Raw genomic sequence first — 17,247 nt, 5'->3', positions numbered from 1 at the left:
TGATTTGGGAGGGGCTAGGGATAGTGATGATGAAATTCGGATATTTTGACGATAAAAACAAAGAATACGTAGCAACCACACCGTGTACACCGATCAAATGGTGTAACTATGTCGGCACATTAGATTTCGGTGGCATTGTAGATAGCAACGGCGGCGTGTTGTTGTGTAAGGGGGATCCTGCACTCAACCGTATCACCAAGTACATTGCACAACTGCCAAATTCAGATTTTAAAGGCTCGACCATGTACCTCAAGGTACGTGATGAAGCCGGCAATGTGGAAATATTCTCACCTTTCTACACGCCAACCTTGAAGCCGTTAGATAAGTTCGAAAACCACACCGGTTTGTCATACACCACTATCATTGCAGAAGCCTTTGGTGTGCGTTGTGAAGCGACGTTCTTTGTACCAAAAGCTGACCAAGTACTGCTACAAGACATCAAAGTCACCAACATTTCAGACAAAGCACTGCACGTTGATGTGGTGCCTGTTTACGAATTCACGCACTTCGATGCGCTTAAACAGCTACTCAATGCGGACTGGGTTCCACAAACCATGACGCTAAAAGCACACCAGCAAGAGTCGGGTCATACCGTGCTTGAGCAGTATGCTTTCATGAAGCGTGACCACGCGGTGAACCTGATGACAGCGGATCGCCCTGCGACGTCTTTTGATGGTGATCGCCAATCGTTCCTAGGTAATTTGGGCTACGGTACATGGGCAGCGCCACAAGCACTAAACAATGATGAATTAGGCAACACCGAGTGTTTGCGTGGCGACAACATTGGCGCACTGAACCTGCGTCTAGGTTGGTTATCTCCAGAGCAGACCGAACGTACGATTGTACAAATCGCGCAAGAACAGAGCCTAGAAGCAGCATTGCCTCTGCTGGCTAAATATCGTGACCATCAAGTGGTCGATTCTGCTTTCGCTGAACTGGCTGAACATTGGGATGGTTACCTACAAGCAGTTCAGGTTGAAACGCCAGATCCTGCAATGAACTCAATGCTTAATGTACATAACCCACGTCAGTGTCACACCACTAAAAACTGGTCTCGTTACCTGTCTCTTTACCAGCTTGGTTATGGGGCTCGAGGTATCGGTTTCCGTGACTCTTCGCAAGATACGTTAGGCGTAATTACTCACATGCCAGAAGAAGCGCGTGAGTTCATTGAGCGTCTGTTATCTGTTCAGAACACCAACGGTTCTGCGATGCACCAGTTCTTCCCATCAACCATGGAAGCGAACGCCGGTGATTCGCGCGAAGAAGAAGATCGCCCGGATTACTACGGTGATGATCACCTGTGGATCATCTATGCGGTGACGCAATATGTGAAAGAAACGGGCAATGCAGACTTCTTGAATAAAGAGATCCCGTTTTATCAAAAAGACAAAGCGGGCAATCCAGTTGAAACGGGAACGGCTTGGAACCACCTGTGCCGCGCGATTGAATTTACTTATACCAATACTGGTGAGCACGGCCTACCACTGCTAGGTTTTGCTGACTGGAACGACACGGTGAACCTGCCAACCGGTGCTGAGTCGATGATGGTGGCTAACATGTACGGTAAGGCATTGCTCGACATGTTGGACTTGTGTGAGCTGCGTGGCGAAGTGCAACTGACAGCTAAGTTTAAAGATCAGTATCAACAGATGCAGAGTACGGTGAATGAGTGCGGTTGGGATGGTGAGTGGTTTGTTCGTTACTTTGATGAGCAAGGTTTACCAATCGGCTCTCATAAAAACGAGCAAGGGCAGATTTACACCAACGGTCAAAGCTGGCCTGTGATCTCTGGTTTCGCGACTCAAGAACGTGCTACTCAAGCACTAGATTCGGTTTACAACAAACTAAACACTACCAATGGCATTAAGCTTTCAACTCCTGGTTACAACGGCTTTGATCCGCAGCTAGGTGGTGTTTCAACTTACCCACCAGGTGCAAAAGAGAACGGTGGTATCTTCCTGCATTCCAACCCTTGGGTGATGATCGCAGAAGCGAAAATGGGCAACGGTGAGCGTGCTTATGAGTACTACCGTCAAATCAACCCTGCTTCTAAGAACGACGACATCGATACCTTCGAATCTGAGCCTTACTGCTACCCACAAAACATTTTGGGTGACGAACATAAGCAATTTGGTTTAGGCCGAAATGCATGGCTTTCTGGTACTTCATCTTGGACATACGTGGCAGGTACGCAATGGATTCTAGGTGTTCGACCGGAAGTGGATGGCTTGCTGGTGGACCCATGTATTCCTGCTGAGTGGCCTGAGTTCAAAGTCCGTCGTCAGTTCCGTGGTGCGACGTATCATATTCATGTCACGAACCCGAATAACGTATGTAAGGGTGTGGTGGAGATGAAGGTGAATGGTGACCTGATTTCAGGTAACAAAGCGCCAGTGTTTACATCGGGTGAGCACACCATCGAGGTGATTTTAGGTTAACAAAGAGAAGGGCGCTTTATGCGCCCTTTATTGCTTCTTTAGTTTGCTTCTTTCGTTGAAGTTGTTTCGTTAGCAATGCGTTCTCTGGGGGCTGATTTCGCATACAGCAGTTGCTTTAGTTTGCTTTCTTTATGTTGGCTGATAGCTGGCTTGGCATTGCCAAGTAAAGGTTTGAGATTGGTTCGGACTAAGCGTCAATAAGCCAATCTGGTTATTGAAGGCATCAGCGGGGCAAGTCATTGGTTCTATTGCAATACTTTGCTCGCTCGTCGGCGTGTACAGCTGAACGAATGGGTAGTTTTCATCTTGTTGGTAGCGAATAGCGGCAGAGGAATCTGAGCGCGTAAACGCAAGTTGATTGGTTGTCTTGGAATCAAATTCAAAGCAGTGATTTAAGCTTTGATTGGTGAGTGAATCGTCCAAAGACAAACGGTCAAAAGCGTGCTTTTCACCATTGGATAGGTCGTTTTCGTGTATGACCTCAGAGCAAGGCGACATAGCGAGTCCGCATTGTGCTAGCTCAGTACCGAGAGAAAAATAAGGGTGCCAAGCATCACCGAAGGGGAAGGCTGAGTCACCCAGATTAGAGACGGTCGTTGAGGAAGTGAGTCTACCCGTGATATCGATAGTGAAGGTGACTTCAAGGTTGAAAGCAAACGGGAAAGCAGGATGCAAAGACGACGTTTGATATTGCAACGTCACACTGGCGGATTCTTCAGTGGCTACGCTGTTTGTGATTGAAAAAGGTTGGTTGTAGAGCAGGCCGTGTACGGCGTGATCAGACCAAGGGAAATTAGCTGGGAGTTGATGGTTTTGGTTATCGAAACTGTAACGACCTAAGTTTAAACGGTTTGGAAAAGGGAATAATTTAGCACTGCGGGAAAAGAACGGATGTTGGTTGATCAGTTCATCATAATTCTGATAACCACAAATAAAAGAGAATGGACTGTTATTTACGATATACTTATTAATAACAGCACCAAATCCATTGATTATTTGAAGTTCTATACCATGTTGGTGGTTTATTAATGTGACAGAGTCAAGATTTCCAAATTTTTCATTTATAATTTTAAACATGTTGATGTCTCCATTTTTAAAAGATATTAACAAGAAGAAAAAAATATTCAATGGCGGTTTTAAAATGAATAATAAAATTCCATATACGAGCTACTCAGGAAATTCAGAGCACTTGTGTAAAAAAGGTGATGCAGTTGAATTTATTCAACCTTGGTACACGCCAATTTCGACCACGCCAGCAAATACCGGTATGGCAGTCGGCGGAATTGGTAACACATTTACACTCACACCAAACGGCAACACGCCGAACTTCAGCTTTATTCCGGGAATATTTGTCGATTGTTCAGAACAAGTTATTAATTTTAATGATTTTTATGCGTCAGTGATGAATGTGCCAACCATCGACTCGCTGCAAGTTCTTAATGAACAAGAGCTAAGCGTTCACCTGAACTTCTATCCTGCTTTGTTTGATGGCAAAAAGATTGAAAGTAGAGAAATGTCGAATGCGATTGGTCTCATTCAAACAGCATTGAAAAATGGTCGATTCTACCAAGAAAATAAAGCTAACTTTACAAAATGGAACGTTGAATTTTCAAATAAGACTCAATTGTTGATTGAAGAAGATTTAGGTTCAACTATTTGTCAATTATATGTAGCCTTAGATTTCTTTAATGGTTTATTAATAAATGATACAACGAGATTATTATCACTCACTGCGGGTGATAATAATGATATGGATAGTATCAGTGGCAGTGATATAGATAGTGTTAATGGCAGAGATATAGAATACCAAGCTTTATATCCACTGGCTGAATATAAATACAGTAGCTTCGACGATATTAATATAAAGCGTAAGGTAGTCTCTCCGATCGTTAAAGAGAACAAACGCCTATGTTCTTTACCGATGCACTGGAATCACTTCGAATTAACCAATAATTCATCGCAACCACGCGTGATTACGCTTGCTCAGCCGCTTCAAAACTTGATTGGCTCAACCTACCAAAAAGGCCGTGATGGTATTCAGGATTCGGCATGTACCTTGTCTCAAAATCCGATTGCTCAGCAGCATGAAGTGGTTAACTTAAAGGGTGAAAGCGGCAGCTTTACGGGTGTTCAATTGTCTAGCCAATCGCCTTATCAAAGCGATATTGAAGGCGAAGTGGTGTTTGGTGTTCAAGCGGATAATCAACTGACTGAATCTGGTAAGGTTTCGATTTCTGTCAAACCAACGCTTTATACCTCTAAGACTGCTCAGCAAACAGAGTTCGCACTGAAAACAGGCCGTACCAACGCGGAATTCCAAACCGGCATTTACACAGGGCGTGAAGCGTTGAGCGCATTGGTGGTGGTTCAGGTTGAATTGGAAGCGGGTGAGTCTGTTGATCTGCGTTTTGCACAGGTGATGGCACACAGCAAAGTCATGCTTAATGGTTGGCACTCAGATAAGGCTTACACGCAATTCTACCCGCAAGTAAAGCCTGCATTACCTATGTTAGAAGACATGTTGCCTAAGCTCGAAACCATTGAGCAGCAGATCATCGCACAACAAACAACTTTCCTAGAGCAAGCTCAAAACAAGATCTCGCAGCCTGAATCGGCACTTCGCTATGCAACGATGGCGATGAACTCATTGTCGTTCTTGGCGGAATCAACGGTATGGGACAAAGAAGATAAGTTCTTAGTCAAAGAGTGTGTCGACTACCCATTCTTTAACTCTCTGGATGTGTACTTCTACGGCTCGTTCTCGTTGCTTTATCTATTGCCTGAGCTTGATGGCTGCGTGATGAAAGAGTTCTCGAAAGCTATTTTGGCCGAAGACTTCACTCAGCGCCGATACTGGGAATACGAAGCGACACCGAATGCTGAATTGATTGATGACAAGTACCAAGGTGTGCGTGCCATTCGAGGTGCGGTAATCCACGACTTAGGCAGCCCATTCGACATTCAGCCCGATGCTTACAGTTGGCACAATGTGAAAGAGTGGAAGGACTTAGCGCCGAAATACATTCTGATGGTGTACCGCCATTATCAAAACACCCAAGATCTCTCTGTGGTTAATGAGTGCTGGCAAGCGGTAACTGAAAGCATCGATTTCTTATCGAATTTGATTGCTGAGGGTGACGATTTACCATTAACCCGAGGCACAGACGATACCTTTGATAACCTCGCTTCTCATGGCATCTCAATTTACTGTGCGAGCCTTTGGGTGGCAGGCCTGCAAGCCGCGAGCGAACTTGCACAATTGATGGGCGAAAGCGAACTAGCTAGCGGTTACTTAACGCGTTCTAAAAAGGCGTTAGCCACGGTTGAGCAAAGCTTGTGGGATGACAAAGAGGGTTACTACCACTTCTTCGTGACGCCAGTTCAAGCCAAGCATTTAACAGGTGAAGGCTATCAAGCTCTGGAAACCTTAGGACTTTCATTGACTGGCGATGCGATTGCTGACAAGAACACGCTCAATACCTATCTCAATGAAACGGATACTTCCATCAGCATCAGTAAGGTATCTCAAAGAGTCTCTAAGAAACGCTTGCTGAGTGAGACGGCGCCACAAGCCTTTACTCAAGAATACTTAGATTTAGTGCCAGATTCTGACAACAGTTTTGGTGATGCCTTGTTGGCCGACAGCTACCTAAAGCTCATCGGCTTAGACGGTATTTTCCCGCAAGAGAACATCCAACGCGCATTGGACTATGTTTATAAGCACAACTTCGAAATTAATAGCCCTAATCTTGGGGTTGCGAATATGACGTTGGCCGATGGTTCGCCGCATGAGGCATTTCAAGCTCAAGATGTGTGGATTGGTGTGCAGTTTAGTGTCGCAACGGCGTTGAGTCTGGCAGGTAAAAACCAGCAAGCAGAAACATTGATGGATACCGTGTATACCGCACTCTATGACTATTCAAAAATTCCATTTGCAGCGCCAGAAGGGTTCAATTGCTCTGTGTCTGTTAATGAGAAAGATCTTATAGAAGCATTTAAATTGACGCAAAATGATGCGAAAAACTGGCTAAGTGTACTTAAATGTCAAAACTGTGTGCTGTCTGACGGTCGGGTTAATCCAACATTGACGAAAGATACTGATAATTTTGTTAAAATGGTGAGCGGTGAAATTCCGTTAGAAAAGCTGGCAGGCTTACACAAATGGTTACTGAGTACTGGCTTGAAATATACGGCTGGTCGCTACTTTAGACCGGGGATGATCTTCGCCTACTTGTATTAACTTAATGACACGATTTTCAGCTAAAGCAGTGGTATGCAGGTTGAAACTGATGGGGAGCTTAAAGCTCCCCGAATGTCACTTGATTAGGGGTTCGAGATGCGCACTAAAACAAAAAAAACAACAGTATACGATGTAGCAAGACTCGCTGGTGTTTCTCCAAGCACGGTTTCTCGTTTTCTTAATCGAACCACTTATGTGTCGGATGATAAAAGCCAGAACATCGAGCAAGCGATTAAAGACACTGGCTACAAACCTAATTTTCAAATGCAAGAAAACACCAACCGACGTTCACTCACCATTGGTGTATTGGTGCAACACCCTGACAGCCCTTATACCAGCCGTATTCTCAATGACATGGAGAAAACACTGATCGCTCAAGGTTATTCGTTAGTAATCGCGACAGGGCATTGGCAGAAAAAGTTAGAAATGCACGCGTTGGAGTATCTCGCAAAAAGTAACGTGGATGGCATGATCATCGTGACAGGAAGCATTACTCAGGAAGAGATTGCCAAGTATGCACAAGACATTCCTATCGTGATGGTTGGCTACGATTTTGTTGAGAATAACGTCCGCTCCATCAACATTGATAACGTGTTGGGCGGCTACATGGCAACCTTACATTTACTGCAACAAGGGCATGTGAATATTGCTCATATTAAGGGGCTTTCAAGTCAACCCGATTCGGGAAATCGCTTTGAAGGCTATAAGAAAGCACTTCAAGAGGCGGGCATTAAAGTGATGCCAAAACTCGTTAAACAGGGTGATTTCAGTAGTGAGTCTGGCTACGAGAAAACGGTAGAGTTGATTGAATCTAAGGTTCACTTCTCCGCCTTGTTTGCTGCAAATGACCAAACGGCTTACGGTGCGATTAAGGCGCTGTCTGACCACGGTTATAAAGTGCCTGAAGATGTGTCTGTGATAGGCTTTGATGACTTGCCGACGTCTAAGTATTTCACGCCAGCCCTGACGACGCTGAGACAGCCTATTGAAGAGATTGGTGAAGTGTGTGCTCAGTCGATCTTGAACTTGTTATCTGGCGAGCGACATGAAGCTCGATTGCCACCCATTGATCTAATCGTCAGAGAGTCGACCAAATCATTGTATCGTTAATTTCAAGAAAAGCATCAGGTGGTGTGCCTGTGATGATTCGTATTGATGTCAATGCGAACCATGGTGCAGGAATGCCGCTGAGTAAAGCTATCGATCTCACTGCTTATATTTGCGCGTTCACATTGTTCAATATGGGGCAGGTGAGCTAAAACATTTCTGCCCCAAAGTTCGTTAGAGCAAATTATCTGCACAATTTAGGGGCGTGCGTTTTGCCCTACGAAAAGTTATCCAAATTCGGTAGCTGTCAAAGTTATGCCACACAGAAAACCTCCCCCATTATCTTTATCACTAACCTATTGATTTATTGTTGAAGCGTAAGAAGAAAGGCTGCATTATGTGATCATAAAATACAAACGCCGCTTAGCAAACGTTAGCAATCAGGAGAAACAATGAGTGTAAATATCAGAAGTGCAAAAATCAGTGATTCGAAGGCAATCAGTGAATTAATCTTACCTTTAGCAAAAAAATATGTTTGTCCTACTTGTGATGCGTCTGTACACGATATTTTGCTCAATTCAATGTCAGAGGAAAATGTAGGAAAGTATTTATCCACCAATTACAACTATGTTATTGCCGTGACTGCGAATGATGAAGTGGTTGGCGTGGCTGGAGTTCGAGACAACTCTCATTTATATCACCTTTTTGTCGATGATAATTTTCAGGGCAATGGGCTTTCCCGCCAATTATGGGAAGCGGTTAAAGAAGAATCAATAAAAAATGGGAACAGCGGTATCTTTACGGTTAACTCAGCGGTAAATGCAGAAAGCGTATACTCACGGTTTGGTTTTAAACGCACCGAGGGCATCAGAAATCGCCAAGGAATGATTGATATTCCAATGCTGTTAGATCTTGAGTACTAACAAGCGTTTTTGGCCAGAGTCTTCATAGATCTGAAGTTTTACTCGCGGCACTTTTATCAAAAGTGCCATGTTATCAAAAGTGCCAGCCAACTCAGATCTGCCCCAAAGCTTGTTAGACGAATAGCAAAAGAGGCTGATGATCAGCCTCTAGTTCTTGTTTCGTACAACGAGTGTTATGAAAATTTATTTTCGCGTATCGACTTTTAGTGAAAACGCATTGTATAAACTTATTTGACTACGCCCTCGATATTCTGAAACAGTACCTTTACCGCAAACTCTGCTATTTACTAACTGTTGCAGTGAACCATGCTCTTGCTTAAAGTCAGCGAGATCATCTTCCCATACAACAAGTGTTAGAGATTGTTTTGGGAAGCGATCATCCATATTCAGGTATAACCCACGTTTGAAACGAGATACTTCTTTTAAAGTACCACAAGCTATTACGTCTTCACCTTCATGGAAAGGAGCATCTTTAGAGTCAATTTTGGTAGCACTGTAGGTGTATGAAGAGAGCAGTAATGATGTAAGCAATGCTATTGGAGTAATAAGTTTCATACAAATTAACCTTAAACGTTTATTTTATAATACTGAATAATCTAGTTAGTATACTCTAACGACACTTAGAAATGTCTTCAATGCAAGAAGGAACATATGCAACATCTACAGCTAACTTTTCTCTATCACTAATTAAGGCTAGATTATTTACAAGATTTTCTGTGGCAGGGATGATTTTACTTAAGTATTCTTTTTGACCATCCCAATCAAACTTACCACTCTTAAGTTTTTCTTTTGAGAAATGTAGAAATACTTTATACCATTTATAACTTTGCTCAATATTAACAGGTGCCGCATCAGCCTCAGAGGAAAAATAAAAATCCGCTAACTTAGACATAGCTTGTAGGTGACCATTTCTTGCAGATTTTGTAGCCCAGTAATAAGCAAGAAGTGAATCTTTATCAACACCTTGCCCTTCCTCGTAAGCTCTTAATAACTCGTATTGAGCCTGCGATATTATGGCTTTATTTCTATTAGTAACCTTATGACTAACTGCTAGTCTATACCAATATACTGATTTTCCTTGATTAAAGTGTCCATAATACTTGCTTCCATACAGAATCCCTAATCGATATTGCTCGAACACTTCCCCCTCTTCAGCAAGAGGTGTAATTAATTCTATAGCCTTACTCCAATCTTCATTTGATATAGCATCATCTATATCAACTATTTTGGCGTTTAAAGTAACACTAAAAAACATACAAATAATTAACCACATGCGATTTTTCATACTTAGCTCCACGTTAAATTATTACTATTTTTCGAGTATTTATTCGATGTATATATCGTAGTAACATCCACTGATTTTCTTGGGTAATTACATGATTGCCTTTTAAAGGAAAGTCTTGTAGATATTTTAATCGGCTACGACCTTCAGAACAAAATTGTCTGTCAACAAGTTCTACGATAGAACCTTTTAGGATTCGTACAACGAGATTTATGTTCAATTAAATTAAATTAAATTAAATGTTTGTTAGCAATCAGCTCCTTCGATGGATAACATTTGATCTTTAATGTTATCAAAATACGACGATTCAAACTTGTAAGAGTAACCACCAGTATTATGATTACTTGGATACCTTAAATGCTGATCCATAAACTCAGGCTTAAATTGTTTAAGGTGTACCTCTGCTAAATCTTTTTCACCCGGATTTAAACTACTCGCTTCATAGTTTGAAAAGTCAAAAGGATGATCGAGCTTATACTTCTCACCGGAGAAATGCTGTTCATATTCTTTTTCCAGCTCTGCAATGTCATGTATCTTTTTGGTGACGCCTTTGCCTAATAACATGTACTTATAAAAAAGCTCGACAGCATGATATAGCTGATAAGCAATAGCATTTTCAAACTCATGTGTATTCATTAACTCAGAGTTACTACTTGCACTTACCTTACCAATTTCAAGATAAGCTAGAGCCATTGAAAAATATTCTTGATTCGATTTACTCACGTATTACTTCCTAATTGCTAACGCTTATTAGGCCGATTCTATCAACCTAATAGAACTAACCAAAATATATCAACATTTCCCTAAATGCCTTTTCTACGCCTAAAATGCGGTGCGTGGTATGCCCATGTATGGTAAATAGTCGACTTAGCACATCAAAACGCCCACCTCACGTACTCAAATAGCTCTAGGAGCGTCTTTAAGAACTTACTCTCACCAGCTTACCCAAAAATCGGGCTGTAACTGTGTAACAGAATAAAGCACTGCTGAGTGCAAAATTTGACCGTATGATATACCATTTGAGGTTTATATGAAAGGATCATTTAAGAGTCTCTTCATTGTTCTAAGAAGCTTTTGTCCAACTCCAATATACAAGTACCAGGCATACAAGTGTCGGAGTACAAAATAGTTTGGTCAGATCCAATAAAAATTGATCAATTTTTGTCATGAGAGGTTGAGGGCTAGATGACTGCCTAGCACACACAACGGTAGCTTTATAAAATAACAAGCTGCGAGCTGAAGAAATATAAAAAATTTTGACAATCAACTATGCATTGGATATCTTATCCAGCGGCTATATGGCAGCCAGCCCACTCCAAAGGCAAACTCCAATATTGGAACCATGAACATATCTATCGTTTTAGCTGATCTTATTTTGATAAGCGGAATGACTGATGATTAGGAGTGAATCTAAAGGTTAATCCGTGTAGGAATAAGACCATGACTAAAATTGCCCGACCATCCATTTCTAAAGTAAAATCTCGTGCTAAAGCTATCAAAAAAGAGAAGAAAATCAGTCACATGAAAACACTTGAAGTTGCCGCTCAAGAGATTGGTTACCCATCTTTCCATGCTTTAGATACCTACCTGAAAAGACTCAAACAAAACGAGTTTAGCGCTACCATCAATCCGTTTAACCCTGACCTGCAAAGTTCCTTACTTGTAGTGTTCAACGGTGATTTGGAGCTTTTTGACTACAAAGAGGTTGAAGGTGATTTCATCACGACTAGAAAGAGCTTCCAAGAGGAATACTTAAACAAAGGCTTCGCTGAACGTATCGGTGCACGTTTGCTCACAGTAGATGAATTACAACAACGTGGTCTAATTGCTCCCGGCGGGTCGGAGAATGGCGACAAAGACTATCTGCATGATTGGGGCTATATCTGCATTGAGTTTGTCAGAGAGAAAGATAACCCGTGGACAATCGAAGATGCTGAGAAGCTTGTGATTGAACAAGTGGAGAGTGAGATTGGGCGCAATTACCGAGAGTTCTTCTATCTAGACGGCAAGCTAATTAACAATCATATTTCCAGAGCGTGGGACGCTGAATGGGATAATTACGTGGACGTTGATTACCATCCTGCAATAGATGGCTATTAAATGAATCGTAACTCCCAAAGATAACAGTCACAGGCCACAAATATGGACAAAATAATTGTGGCTGTTGATGTTCCACCAACACCAGAAATGGAATGAAGTATGAGCACTACCGCTAATAAGTTTGTTTTGGACCCGACACTTCCTATTGATCAGAAGTATTCAGTAAAGGCAAGAAAGTTTCTACAAAGGGAATGCGTTGAAAACCTCAAGAAGATACACATCAAAGAGAAGGGCGAAAAGAATCTCAGAAAGCAGGTAAAGAATCTCTTTCAAGATAAAACAATGTCAGGCTTCTACATCGATGAGAAAAACATCTATGGCATGATTGTCCTGTTCGATGAAAGCTCCCTGAAGTTCGCTGGTGCATACATAGCCAGGGTAAATGGCGTGTTGTCCATCTATGACAGCAATATTAGGTTTTCGGTCCACTCAGTTGAGAGACTAATCCTACGGCTACAAATGAAAAAACCAAGGCTGGGGATTGCTAAAGCCATTCACTCAGTGACAAAGTATCTTTTCTGCCCTGAGAAAGACTTCGCCATCAACATTGAAGAAAAGTGGAGAACTCCAGGATTGAATGAGGTGGACATTGCCAAGCCGTATTTGGGTGATAATGATGAGTTACTTGGCATGTTTTTCCTTACATCCATTAGTAATTTAAACTGTACCAGAGTTGAGGCTGGTGTTGTTAAGACATTTGTTGATACAAACAAACTAAGGGAAGAGCAGTATAGTAAGTGTATGGAAGTTTACGAAGCTCAAAGAAACGCATTTATATCGGGTAAGGCTAATGTTGAGATGAGTAGAATGGACTTGCTTATGAGCTAAATAACGGTGTGATAGGTCGAGGTAGGAGTTTATACTGGTACGTACTGCATACATACTAGAAAATCAAATTTAGCCTGGAGTTAAACATATCGGGTGACAGATTTTTCCAGTTCCGAGCAAATCGACCACCGCAAACAATGGTGGTCTTTGATGTTTTTGGATACGAAAAGTTATCTGAAAGTGGGAGTCTAGCCGATTTAATCTAACTAGCTTCTGTCCAAAACCTTCACAGACTGAATTCCTACCCGTGTGTGGTTTAACAAACTCATCCTACCTGCACTTGCCCCTAAAATGCTGCCCTATTCCCTTGAGATCGAGAGTACCCAAAACTTCGAAATCTATCGCCGTAGTACTTGGTCTCAGCTTAGCTAAATAGCTGACTCGTTTCTGCCCCGAATCATTGTAACGCATTTTCAAACGAGTAAAGTTTGCATTAGATGAGCTAATACAACTAATGTCCAAACAAGAGGTAAGGCGTAACCTCCTCCCAGTAGTAGGGAGGAAGTTTGCTCTATGAGTTATTTTGTTGGTAGCGAACTACTCATCATCGTCTTCATCAAAGTCGATGCCATAAGGGAACAACACTACCTCATCTTCAGGTATTACTGGCTCACATTCCGCAAGCTCATCTGGATCAACAAAAGCCGTAGCCATAACTGGGTAGAACTACATTCTCTGATTAATTGCAACAACCCCGTTTAATTAGAGTATGGGTGTAATATTAATGTGACTTTACTATCAAAATCTAGACCAACAGTGTTTTCAAATGTTTCTCGTCAAACTCAGTAAGACTGCGTAACTTTAAGTCGGAAGTATCAAATTTACCTTGATCGTATAATTCAGCATGGGGTACAACGATAGTTTTTAACTTAGCATTTTTTGCAGCAATTAGCCCTGAAAAGGAGTCTTCAAATGCAATACATTTTTTTGCATCTATATCCAATTTCCGAAGAGTTACTAAATATACATCAGGGGCTGGCTTTCCTTTGAGAACATCATCAGCAGAAGATATAGCGTCAAAATAGTGATGAATACCTAATTTTTTTAAAATTACAGGTACTAGCCGATAAGGTGAATTGGTTGATAGACCTATTTTAAAACCTTTTTCTTTTAAAAAATTAAGCAGGCTGGTGACTCCTGCCAATTCTGCACCACGTTCTAGTATCAATGCTTCAACTTTATCAACTACCGCATATTCAACTTCATCTAAGCTTTTTTCTGTCCAAGGGTATAGTGAAAACCAAAATTCAGTTACCTCACGAGTTGTCATCGTTGCCGTCTTATTTGTTAATTGCTCCGATACTTGGACGCCAACAGACGAAAAAACCTCTTTTTCTGCTTCTTTCCAAAAGGGTTCCGAGTCAATCAGTAACCCATCCATATCGAAGATTGCGGCATAGCCCATAAGAATACTCCATTCTAGATTTTTTAATATTAATTTACTGATCTACACCAGATAGACCGGACACTGTGTTAAACGACATATTGTTTTTCAAAGTTTACTGGATTAGATACCTAAGAGCACTGTGTCTTCTCGTTCGATTATAATCAACCAAAGAGTGCTCGAAGCGGACACATTGAAAAAATCGGTAAACTTACGCACCTTGTCCGTTTAAAAAAGAGAAAGGCTGATAGAACCCTGTTTACTGAACTATCGAAGCGGGTCAAGAGCTTTGTGCTCTGTTGCCAATAGGTAAGTCCGTGTCATTTTCGATATGTAGTGGATGAGTAAAACTAACCACTAGTTCGTAGGTGTTTTGAATAAATCACCTTAGCAATACTTATCCAAGATCTCGCAATCACCACGGATTCGTAACAAGGTTTTGTCCAAAAACGAGTTGAGCGAAGCCGCTCAGCGACTGTGACCCAACTACCAGCTAACCCTGTTTAAAGTCCGTCAATTTTAGCAAACCTTCATAATCACTGAGTTGATTTTTCATATACGCCAGAAACGAAAAATGTCGCATCCATGCGACATTTCTCTTTTGGCGGCCAAACCAGTTTTGCTATATCCATTCTAGATTTCAATCCATTAGGAGATTATTCAGAATGTACTTATAAGACGCTGTTAATGTTGATTAGTTCCCGTTACGCCGCATTTTTTTTCGATTTATTTTCTAAGTCGAATGACGCTGCGATTAACTTCTTGGTGTAGTCATTTTTCGGTGCATTGAAAATCTCTTCTGCAGACCCTTCTTCCATCACTTCACCCTTCTGCATCACCAATACGCGATCTGACAGTGTTTTCACTACAGAGAGGTCGTGGCTGATGAACAGAAAGCCGATATTGTGCTTGGCTTGAATGTCTTTCAGCAGGTCAATCACGGTCAGTTGTACTGAGCGATCGAGTGCTGAAGTCGGTTCATCCAGCAAAATGAAAGAAGGTTCAAGAATCAGCGCGCGAGCAATCGCGATACGTTGTCTTTGTCCGCCAGAGAACTCATGAGGATAACGGTTTATTGAATTCGGCTCTAAGCGAACTTCAATCAATGCTTTGCGCGCTCTTTCTAAACGTTCTTGCTTGGATAGATGAGGTTGATGCACCGTTAAGCCTTCGGTGATGATTTCCCCAACTGTCATGCGTGGTGATAAAGAACCATAAGGATCTTGGAACACCATTTGGACATCTTTCTTGAGCTTGTGACGCTCTTTATCATTTAATAAGCTAACGTCTTGGCCTTTGTAAACAATACGTCCGGTACTTGGCAGCAAGCCGATTAATGCACGTCCAAGGGTCGATTTACCTGACCCTGATTCCCCCACAATGCCTAGCGTTTCGCCTTGTTTAAGATTCAACGAAATGCCTTTTACGGCTTCGAAGTACTGACTTTTACTCTTGATGAAATGTGATTTAACCAAGAACTGAACTCGGATATCGTCAGCAGACAATAGCTCTGGGGCTGACGCCTCAACAGGAACCTTAGCGCCTTTAGGAATCGAGTTAATCAGCATGCGTGTGTAATCGTGTCTTGGATTCTCGAATAAGGCTTGAGTCATCCCTTCTTCAACTAGCTCACCTTTGCACATCACCAAAACACGGTCGGCAAAATGTTTCACGACGCCAAGGTCATGGGTGATGAACAAAATTGCCATGCCCATTTTGTTTTGGATTTCTTTGATAAGAGAAAGCACTTCCGCTTGTACGGTCACATCCAATGCGGTGGTGGGTTCGTCGGCAATCAAAATGTCGGGCTCGTTGATCAAAGCCATCGCAATCATGATGCGCTGTAACTGACCGCCTGAAAACTCATGCGGATACTTGTTGTAAGCCTGTTCTGGCATTGGTAAGTGCACAAGATTGAAGAGCTCTAGCACACGCTGTTTTGCTTTTGATTTCGATACATTGCGATGACACATAATGGCTTCAGCCACTTGTGTGCCCACGCGCAGGTATGGGTTGAGAGAGGTCATCGGTTCCTGAAAGATCATGCCGATTCTGTCGCCACGAATCGACTGCATTTCTCGTTCAGTCTTGCCAAGTATTGATTGCCCCTCAAATTCTATTTCAGATTGAGCATCAATGATGGCGTTATCAGGGAGCAAACGCATGAGTGCGTTAGAAGAGACTGATTTACCTGAACCTGATTCACCAACAATGGCCAAGGTTTCGCTAGAATTAAGGGTAAAGTTAACCTTTTTTACCGCATCAATGATTCCATCATTGGTTGTGAAGCTAACGGAGAGGTTATTTACTTTAAGAATGGCCCGGTCCGACATGATATATCCTTATCAATTTAAGACATTAGGTGAAGATTTCACTTCTGACGTGGTTTTAAGTTGCCCAAAATAGTGATGAGCACGTTGAATTTGTTCTAGTTCGAGCATCCAATACGAACTGCGTTGAGCACTGCAAAAAGCGATCAAATGATTGAGTAGATCTTCACTCTGTTTTTCCAGCAGTGAATAGGTGCGTTGGATCAGTTCTGTGCTTTCGAGAGAGATAAATTGCATCAGTGCGTAAGACTGATTCAAGGTGTCGAAGGCTTGCTGATGATGGCCTAAACGGTTGAAAATCTCTGATTGAGCGACACTTGCGTCTCTAAGCCCTGCAAGTAGACAGGCAAATTGGCAGGGCTTGATGTCGCTTTGGTATGCAGCGTCCTGGATGTGGTGAGGAAGAGACGTTAGAACATCACCATACAGGCGCTGTGCTTCTGGCCAGTGACCTTGTTCCATTAACTGTTCAGCTTTTAGGTAGTGCATCCAGCATCGTTCAATTTCCATATCCACATCCTCAATTTATAATATCTGAAAATGTTAATGATATTTATTATCAAATGCAAATTAAAATCATTCACATGTTAGGTTGGCAAATAAAATGGCCGGTTATTCTTAAAAATGGCTCAAATTGTGCGTTATTTGCTCAGTTGAACAGCGATGTTGCGT

Annotated in this window: 13 protein-coding genes; 6 read left to right on the top strand and 7 right to left on the bottom strand. The window is 42.0% G+C overall.

The genetic code is table 11. The features are described 5' to 3' along the window. Positions 1–26: 26 nt before the first annotated feature. Positions 27–2,441 carry a GH36-type glycosyl hydrolase domain-containing protein gene (locus tag AACU28_RS00215; protein WP_121602072.1) on the top strand — a complete coding sequence of 805 codons (2,415 nt, stop codon included), beginning with the start codon at positions 27–29 and terminating at the stop codon, positions 2,439–2,441. A 129-nt stretch (positions 2,442–2,570) separates the two neighbouring features. On the opposite strand, the gene AACU28_RS00210 is transcribed toward AACU28_RS00215, so the two are convergent. Continuing rightward, a complete protein-coding gene (locus AACU28_RS00210; protein WP_121602071.1) occupies positions 2,571–3,518 on the bottom strand; it encodes an aldose 1-epimerase in 948 nt (315 codons plus the stop codon). Between the two features lie 64 nt (positions 3,519–3,582). Here AACU28_RS00210 and AACU28_RS00205 point away from each other — a divergent pair, with 64 nt between their 5' ends. From AACU28_RS00205 to AACU28_RS00195, 3 genes are all read left to right on the top strand, one after another. Further along, entirely contained in the window at positions 3,583–6,681 is a 3,099-nt protein-coding gene (locus tag AACU28_RS00205) for a GH116 family glycosyl hydrolase (RefSeq protein WP_121602767.1), read from the top strand. Positions 6,682–6,777: 96 nt separating this feature from the next. Further along, entirely contained in the window at positions 6,778–7,791 is a 1,014-nt protein-coding gene (locus AACU28_RS00200; protein WP_004732795.1) for a LacI family DNA-binding transcriptional regulator, read from the top strand. Positions 7,792–8,180: 389 nt separating this feature from the next. Continuing rightward, positions 8,181–8,651 (top strand): GNAT family N-acetyltransferase, encoded by a 471-nt coding sequence (locus tag AACU28_RS00195; protein WP_121602070.1) that lies wholly within the window; start codon positions 8,181–8,183, stop codon positions 8,649–8,651. Between the two features lie 183 nt (positions 8,652–8,834). Here the strand turns inward: AACU28_RS00195 and AACU28_RS00190 are convergent, their stop codons facing one another. The 3 genes from AACU28_RS00190 to AACU28_RS00180 form a co-directional block, all read right to left on the bottom strand. Then, positions 8,835–9,206, bottom strand: coding sequence for a hypothetical protein (locus AACU28_RS00190; RefSeq protein ID WP_121602069.1), 372 nt, complete (start codon positions 9,204–9,206; stop codon positions 8,835–8,837). Positions 9,207–9,261: 55 nt separating this feature from the next. Continuing rightward, positions 9,262–9,936, bottom strand: coding sequence for a tetratricopeptide repeat protein (locus tag AACU28_RS00185; RefSeq protein ID WP_121602068.1), 675 nt, complete (start codon positions 9,934–9,936; stop codon positions 9,262–9,264). A 243-nt stretch (positions 9,937–10,179) separates the two neighbouring features. Further along, entirely contained in the window at positions 10,180–10,656 is a 477-nt protein-coding gene (locus AACU28_RS00180; protein WP_121602067.1) for a HEPN domain-containing protein, read from the bottom strand. A gap of 717 nt (positions 10,657–11,373) precedes the next feature. On the opposite strand from AACU28_RS00180, the gene AACU28_RS00175 reads away from it, so the two are divergent. After that, entirely contained in the window at positions 11,374–12,033 is a 660-nt protein-coding gene (locus AACU28_RS00175; RefSeq protein WP_121602066.1) for a hypothetical protein, read from the top strand. Positions 12,034–12,132: 99 nt separating this feature from the next. Beyond that, positions 12,133–12,861, top strand: coding sequence for a hypothetical protein (locus tag AACU28_RS00170; protein ID WP_121602065.1), 729 nt, complete (start codon positions 12,133–12,135; stop codon positions 12,859–12,861). A gap of 745 nt (positions 12,862–13,606) precedes the next feature. Here AACU28_RS00170 and hxpB read toward each other — a convergent pair. The 3 genes from hxpB to AACU28_RS00155 form a co-directional block, all read right to left on the bottom strand. After that, positions 13,607–14,266 carry a hexitol phosphatase HxpB gene (gene hxpB / locus AACU28_RS00165; RefSeq protein ID WP_121602064.1) on the bottom strand — a complete coding sequence of 220 codons (660 nt, stop codon included), beginning with the start codon at positions 14,264–14,266 and terminating at the stop codon, positions 13,607–13,609. 683 nt (positions 14,267–14,949) lie between these two features. Further along, on the bottom strand, positions 14,950–16,578 hold the full coding sequence (locus tag AACU28_RS00160) for an ABC transporter ATP-binding protein (RefSeq protein WP_121602063.1): 1,629 nt from the start codon (positions 16,576–16,578) through the stop codon (positions 14,950–14,952). Between the two features lie 12 nt (positions 16,579–16,590). Then, a complete protein-coding gene (locus AACU28_RS00155) occupies positions 16,591–17,085 on the bottom strand; it encodes a hypothetical protein (RefSeq protein WP_102569103.1) in 495 nt (164 codons plus the stop codon). Positions 17,086–17,247 lie beyond the last annotated feature (162 nt).

The sequence above is a fragment of the Vibrio sp. SBT000027 genome, assembly GCF_963894355.1.
In the GTDB taxonomy this organism is placed as follows: domain Bacteria; phylum Pseudomonadota; class Gammaproteobacteria; order Enterobacterales; family Vibrionaceae; genus Vibrio; species Vibrio splendidus.
This window is presented reverse-complemented; position numbering and strand designations above follow the sequence as displayed.